General features: G+C 33.7%; 4 protein-coding genes. All 4 read right to left on the bottom strand.

The genetic code is table 11. The features are described from left to right. Positions 1-83: 83 nt before the first annotated feature. Positions 84-2,375 carry a SusC/RagA family TonB-linked outer membrane protein gene (locus tag BW926_RS11330; protein WP_179078011.1) on the bottom strand — a complete coding sequence of 764 codons (2,292 nt, stop codon included), beginning with the start codon at positions 2,373-2,375 and terminating at the stop codon, positions 84-86. 418 nt (positions 2,376-2,793) lie between these two features. Beyond that, complete coding sequence (locus BW926_RS11325) at positions 2,794-4,122, bottom strand: hydroxymethylglutaryl-CoA synthase family protein (RefSeq protein ID WP_076447169.1); 1,329 nt, start codon at positions 4,120-4,122, stop codon at positions 2,794-2,796. A 443-nt stretch (positions 4,123-4,565) separates the two neighbouring features. After that, a complete protein-coding gene (locus BW926_RS11320) occupies positions 4,566-7,079 on the bottom strand; it encodes a M1 family metallopeptidase (protein ID WP_076447167.1) in 2,514 nt (837 codons plus the stop codon). Positions 7,080-7,091: 12 nt separating this feature from the next. Next, positions 7,092-7,310 (bottom strand): hypothetical protein, encoded by a 219-nt coding sequence (locus BW926_RS11315; protein ID WP_076447166.1) that lies wholly within the window; start codon positions 7,308-7,310, stop codon positions 7,092-7,094.

Here is a 7,310-nt window from a genome sequence, read left to right as displayed (position 1 = left end):
TTAAAAGCTGGATCATAGATTTTTCGCCCTTGTTTCATACGTTAAAATTAAGGTTTTATGCTTAACTCTAACTGGAAGCTAAATTAGTATATCCACATTTTTGGAAGTGGTGACTTTCCTTCTATCAAAACAGCATCATTGGAATTGTAAATTTCTGTAGTGCCCCCATTTTTTGTATAGTAAATTTCATTTCCATTATTTGGATTAATTCCTGCGCTTCTTACTAAATAGAAAGAAAATGGTTCTTCTCCTTCTCTTAACATATTAATTGATCCTACAATTCTTTCTGATTCTCCATCTCTAAGTTTATTAAGTTTATAGCTCATTAAACTTGTATTAGTCCTTAAACTCCAAACGAAATCCTTAGTCTTTATGATATCAGCATTTAAGCTAATTTCCAATCCTTTATTCTTAAGATCACCTGCATTAACGCTTCTCGAATATGCACCTCCTTCTGAGCTAAGATTTGGAATAGACAAAATAAAGTCCTTTTTCTGGTCAATAAAATAATCAACAGTTCCTCTAATCCTGTTTTTAAGGAAGCCAAATTCAGCTCCATAGTTTTGGGATTTTGTGATCTCCCATTTCAGATCCGGATTACCATAATTATTATTGGGAACACCTGACGGATAATTGCCATATCCTCCACCAGACATAAGAATATTATTAAGATTCAAATCTATATTATTGTAACCTCTTGTTCCAATGGATGCTCTCAGTTTAAATAAAGATACAATATCATTTCCTTTTAAGAAATCTTCGTTGGTAAGATTCCATGCCCCACTTAATGACCAGAAAGGTTCTGAAAGCGTATTGTTTTTACCAAATCTTGAATCCTTATCTTGTCTGATTGAAGCTGTTAATATATATTTTTTAGCAAAATCATAGGTTAAAAAAGCTCCATAAGAGAAGGTTCTGTACAATTCATTATATCCAGCAATTGCAAATGGTGTTGCTGTATTACTTCCTTCACTGATTGTGGGTAATGCAAAATTTCTTCCGGTTCCGCTAATAAAATCATTTTTAAATTCGGTATATTCTACTAACCCTAATAAGTCGAAATTATGATTACCAAACGATTTTACATAATTAAGTGTGTTCGAATTTGTATATCTGAAACGATTTTGATTCTGCTCTCTTACTTCACCGCCAATTCCTAAAACACTATCTAAATATGATCCTCTGAAAATCTTATTGGTTCTTCTGATATTATTAAAATACCCTCCCAACTGAGATTTGAAAGTCAGGCCTTCCAATATCTTATACTGAGCGAAAATGTTTCCGTCAAAAATTAAGCTGTTGATATTTTCCGGATTATTTTTAAGTGCTTCAAGAACCGGGAAACCTTGTTTAGTAGGATTATAGCTCCCATCTGCATTATATACAGCCTCATAAGGATTATAAGAATACATTGCCCTGAACGGGTTCTGCGCATTATTTCTATCTCTGATTTCCTGAGACATGCTGTAGTTTATCCCCATGGATGCTCCGAAACTTAATCTTTCGCTAGGGTTCGCTTCATATTTCATTCTTCCTGTATAACGCTTATAAGCATGGATATTTCTCACAATACCGTTATCAGAATCATAGCCTAAAGAGAATGTGTACTTTGATTTCTCATTTCCGCCCCTTATGCCAACCTGGTAAGACTCAATGGCTGAAGTTCTTAAAATATCTTTCTGCCAATTGTGATCCTGAGCAAGTGCTGCATTCATGTCAGTATCTGTCCAAGTCTGATATCCTGCAACACCCAATGCCTTCATTTTCTTTTCATAATCAATTTTTTCAGCAGCATTCATCATACTGAAATTGATATCCTTGATTTTTTCTGAAAATCCTATTTTTGAGCTTAAAGTAATAACAGGTTTGCCCGATTTTCCGCTTTTTGTTGTCAAGACGATAACCCCGTTCGCTCCTTGAGAACCGTAAATTGCCGCTGCTGCTGCATCTTTTAAAACAGAAATATTTTCGTAATCATTCGGGTTGATTGAGTTGAAAACATCCTGAGCTCTCTGATCATTTCCAACAATAAATCCGTCAATAACAAATAATGGGTTTGAAGCTCCCACTGTAGTTGTAATATTTCCAAGTCCACGTACATTGATCATTGAACCACCTCCGGGTTTACCATTCAAAGCTGCAATATCTACACCTGCTGCCTTTCCTTGTAATGCATTGGTTCCCATTGTAGAAGAAGAAAAATTAGATAAAGATTTTCCTGAAACCACTGTAATTGCTGAAGTTACCTCATCTTTGCTTTTCTTCTGATAACCAGTCACAACCACCTCATCGATGGTTTTCTCTTTGATTGAATCATTTGCCTTTTTCTGCGCCATTATAAACTGCCCGGTAAAAAATAATACCCCGGTAGTCATAAAGCATAATTTCACATTCATGTTTTTTTATTTTAGTATTTGAGCAAATTTGTTAATAAATAATTAACATTGCAAAAACTAATTCATTATAAAACAACAAGTTACAATTGAGGAAATTCTTTTAGAACGCAGTTGATTAAACATTTAACTCATTGTATTTCAATTTTTAGTTAAAAAAATATTTATAAAATAAAAGTTTAACAAAAAAAATAAATACTAAAAAAAACTTACAGTATTATTGTAATTTTTTATAACAATTAAAAAAATAAACAAATTTTAAAAATTTAATTTAAAAAATAAATAATAAAACAATTCATTTATTAATGAATTATTGTTTTAATGAAAATTCACTATTTTATAATTACAATAAAGAGCACCTTAAAAATTAAGTTGCTCTTTATTCTCGGTATTTTTAATATTATTTCTGATGGCTGTAATATCTTGCTCCTTTCAAAACGGGATTTTCCAACTCAACAGATTGCAAACCGAAACCTTTATAGTTTTCATTAACAGATTTTTCCAATTGTTTTCTATGGAGTTTTTCGTAAGTTTCAAAATCTATAGCTTTTCTGTTTTTTAAACTTTCAAACAAGTCCCATTTTTCCACAACTTTTTTCCAGTTTTTTGAAACTTTTCCTACAAAAACTTTTGATTTTGAACCACTTCCATATCCTAAAAAGCCAATTTCTGCATTTTCCAATTCTTCATTTTCATTAAAAGAAGTTTGCAATGCAGAAAGTAAAGCCATAAAAATGGAAGCTGTATACATATTCCCAATCTCGGAAGATGCCCTTTGGGATTTTTCAATTTTTTTATTGATAAATTCAAGATAGTCATCTGACTTTGCCACAGCCTTCTGCTCATCAGCAGTCTGGTATGAAAGTCCGTTTTCTAAACTGTAAATTTCCGTGAAAACCCTTTTTCCATGAAAAGCATATGGAAGATGAAAAATAAGATACTTCCATACCTCGTAAGGTTTATTTTTTCCTGTAATTTCTTTATAATGCTGATAAGCTTCTCTAATTCTATCCTGATAGCACTGGTTGGAATATTGCCCGTCAAATACGGGCTCATCGGTAAAAACTTCAATTTTTTCGGGGTAATTTTCAGGAGCATTTGTTAAATTTTCTTTTTTGAAATGCCTTCTTGGCTTGAAGAAATCAAAAACACTCTCTGTGGCAACACCCCAATGATTTTCAATCTCCAAAAGATCAGGCTTTGAAGAAATAAGAACCGCAACCGCACCCCCGCCTTGTGTATATTCGCCAGATGAGGCAAGCTCGTACTTAGCATAATCACTTGCAATGATTACCGCTTTTTTGCCAGGATTAGACCTCACGAAATCCATAGAGTTGTGGAGGGCATCTACCGCACCAATGCACGCAAAAGTCATGTCTACAACATCACAGTTTCTAAAAACCCTTTCCCCGAATTCGGACTTCAGGACTTCTTCGACCATCTGCATGGCATACGATGCAGTAGGTTTTGCTGCATCAAGAGCACTCTCTGTCCCCAAGTAAATTCTTGCTATATCTTTTGGATTGATGGAATAATCTTGGATTAATTTCAACAAAGCTTCAGCTGCGAAAGTTGCTGCATCTTCATGCACGTCCGGGAAGCCCATTTTATGCAAGCCAAGCCCTTTTTCCAATTTTGCGGGTTCTATTCCTCTTTTTTCTGCTAAATCCTTAATTTCCAAATATAAAGAAGGCACATAGTAGCTTGCAGCCTCAATTCCAAAAGTCATAATAATAATTTTAATACGAATTTAAAAAATGTAGACGTTTAATCATATATGATTTTATCTAAATTTTTTCTATAATAAAACAACTCACTGAAAAATTTATTTTCTCAGTTTAAATTTTCCTTCCGTTTGTATCATAAGTATTAATTTCATTAACCATTTCCCCACTTAATAATTCAAAATACTTTTACTGAATTTGGTTAATACTTAATGGACGATTAGAAGAATAAATAACATCATATTGTATGTAAAAGATACCGATTTCTTAAGTTTTTAGAAAAATAGGGTTGTTTCATTTCAATAAATTCAATTATGCTAAATTTTCAAAAAAAATCAAACTTTCAAAATTAAATATCAATATTTTAACAATATATTTAAATAAAAATATAAAATAGCCGTATAAAATAACGGCTATAATATTTTTCAATAATTTAATTTAATTAAAATTACTTAAAATCTTCGATCGCTTTATTGATAACATCAATCTGTTTGTTAATACTGGCAGCACTTTGAGGATTTTGTTTCAATAATTCCATTTTTTTGTTTAAACCATCTTTCAACATCTGAGCTATCATCATTTTTGCCTGTGGATTTTCACCTATCTGTCCTTTGGCACGACCAAGCATTTTTGTAATGCTTTCTGTAGCTTTAAGGTTATCGGAAGTCATAATCCAGTTATATCCCTCTTCTGCAGCCTTTCCTAATTCTGGATTCTGGAATTTAATGAATGGATAAAATGCCGCAGCCGGTGCAATATTTGACATTTGGGAAGTCACTTTATTTTTAACGATGATCGGTAATAATTTATCCAGTAAATTGTCCGGAGCACCTTCCAGATCAATTTTATCAGCCAGAGTATTAGCTTTTGAAGGATCAATTTCGATAATGGCACCTACAGAATTTCCTTTCACCGAATTGGAAACAGCATTCATTCCTTTTTCAAAAATCGGAAGGTATTTTTTATCTTTTGTTTTCGCCAAAGCATAAATTGCTGCTGCCTGAACCAATGTTTTCGGATCGTTTACCGCTAATTTTTCAACATCTGAGCCAAGAGCTTTCAATTGCTCTGCATTAGACAGATCCATTAATTGTAAAGCCTTAATTCTTGTTCTGAAGAAAGGATCTTTAATCGCTGCTGTAAGCAATTTTGTTGCTGCCATATTTTTACCTACCTGATTCTGAATTCCATTCAAAGCATTGTATTTACTCTTGAATTCTTTAGAACCCATGAACTGCATTAAATATTGTTCAGGAGTTTTCGTATCCGTAATATCCGCTAATAGTACACCGTCTGCATTAATGTTCACCAAATCAGCATTTTTAGAAACATCAAAATTGAATGTATTTTTTGCTTTAGCATCTACCCAGACATTATATCTTTTCGGCTTACCATTGTCATATACATCTATTGCTAAAGGAAACTGGAACGGTTGATCCTGGGTCTGTTCGATAGTAACAGCAATTTGCTTTTTAATCGGTTCAAAAGTGTAAGAATAATTAATTTTCGGATTTCCGCTTCCGAAATACCATTGATTAAAGAACCAATTCAGGTCTTTTCCTGAAACTTTTTCGAAGGATAATCTGAGTTGATGCGCTTCTGCATTCTGGTATTCATTTGTTTTTAAATAATCATTCATTCCTGCAAAGAAGGCATCATCACCCAGAAAATTTCTCAGCATATGAAGGATACCTCCCCCTTTCTGATACGTTACCAGATCAAAAACATCTTCACGGGAATCATAATCGAATCTTACCAAATCTTTTTTAAAATCGCCAGGATTGTGAATATAATTATTCACATCTTTCATCTGATGGTAATCTGCCTGATCCTTTCCGTATTTATACTCGTTCCAAAGATATTCTGAGTAGTTTGCGAAAGATTCGTTTACCGTAAGGTTGCTCCAGCTTTCTGCAGTAACAAGGTCTCCAAACCAATGATGAAATAATTCGTGGGCAATGGTGTCTTCCGAGGTATTCTCATCGATTAATTGTCCTGGCTTTTGAAGAATATCACTACCGTGAAGGGTTGCCGTAGTGTTTTCCATAGCGCCGCTTACATAGTCTCTACCGGAGATCTGCGCATATTTTGCCCAAGGATAATCATAACCCATTTTTTTAGAGAAAAACTCAATCATCTCAGGAGTATTACCGTAGATCTGTTTTGCGTAAGGTTCATATTCTTTTTCGATATAATAATCTACCGGAATATTTTTCCATTTGTCTTTTACTATGGCATATTCCCCAACTCCCATGAAGAAAAGGTAAGTAGAATGCCTCTTATCCATCACCCAGTGATCTGTTCTCAATCCGTTAGCTTCTTTTTGGGAATCTTTTAAAATACCGTTTGAAAGCGTTACATACTTATCAGGAACCGTCATGTAGATTTCCTGTGTTGTTTTTTGGTTCGGCTTATCAATGGTTGGGAACCATGCTGAAGAAGATTCCGTTTCGCCCTGTGTCCAGATTTGTGTTGGCTTATCAGTATCTGTTCCCTGAGCATTGATGAAATACAACCCTTTCGCATCGTTAATTGCTGCGCTTCCCTGCTGCTTCACTTCATTCGGGCGAGAGGTATATTTGATGTAAACCGTATAATCCTGATTTTTCTGATAGGTCTTGTCGAGGGTTATTTTTAATATATCATCCTTATAGTCATATTTTAAGGATGTTTTTTTGCCATTATTATCCAAAGCTACTTCATGGATCAGCATACCTTTTGCATCCAGTGTCAGCTCGTTTGAAGGGTAGAAAAACGGAGCGGCGGTAAGCCATTCTTCACCGTTCATCTGTTCTTTCTGATAATCAAAATTTACTTTTAATTTGGTATGTTTAAGTTCCGTTACTTTAGTATGAGTGGCTCTGTATACTTTTTCCCTGCCTGAAGTTTCGGTTTGTGCTGCTACATTTGTGGAGAAGAAAGTCCCACCCAATAAAGCAATTGATAAAATGGCTTTTTTCATTATTATTTAGAATTATTTTTTTGTTAAAATGTCAAAAATATCATTAACTAATGTTTCGTAATCCCCTTTTTTGAATTGTTCTTTTGTTTTTGCAAAAGCTTTTTTAAGTTCACTTTCAGGATTTTTTTCGTCTATGATTTCTACGGAATCAACACCTTTCATCTGAAGGATTGCATTTTTTAATGCTTCCAGATCGGCTGTATGATCGGCATTTATTTTTAAGTATTTCAT

It is taken from the genome of Chryseobacterium sp. RU37D (assembly GCF_900156075.1).
Lineage (GTDB): Bacteria > Bacteroidota > Bacteroidia > Flavobacteriales > Weeksellaceae > Chryseobacterium.
Note: the sequence above shows the minus strand (reverse complement) of the source record. Positions and strands in the feature narration are given on the sequence as shown.

Bases quoted from the DNA above. Each gene is read 5' to 3' on its own strand.
- BW926_RS11330 (WP_179078011.1), bottom strand. From the start codon at position 2,375: ATGACTACCGGGGTATTATTTTTTACCGGGCAGTTTATAATGGCGCAG.
- BW926_RS11325 (WP_076447169.1), bottom strand. From the start codon at position 4,122: ATGACTTTTGGAATTGAGGCTGCAAGCTACTATGTGCCTTCTTTATAT.
- BW926_RS11320 (WP_076447167.1), bottom strand. From the start codon at position 7,079: ATGAAAAAAGCCATTTTATCAATTGCTTTATTGGGTGGGACTTTCTTC.
- BW926_RS11315 (WP_076447166.1), bottom strand. From the start codon at position 7,310: ATGAAATACTTAAAAATAAATGCCGATCATACAGCCGATCTGGAAGCA.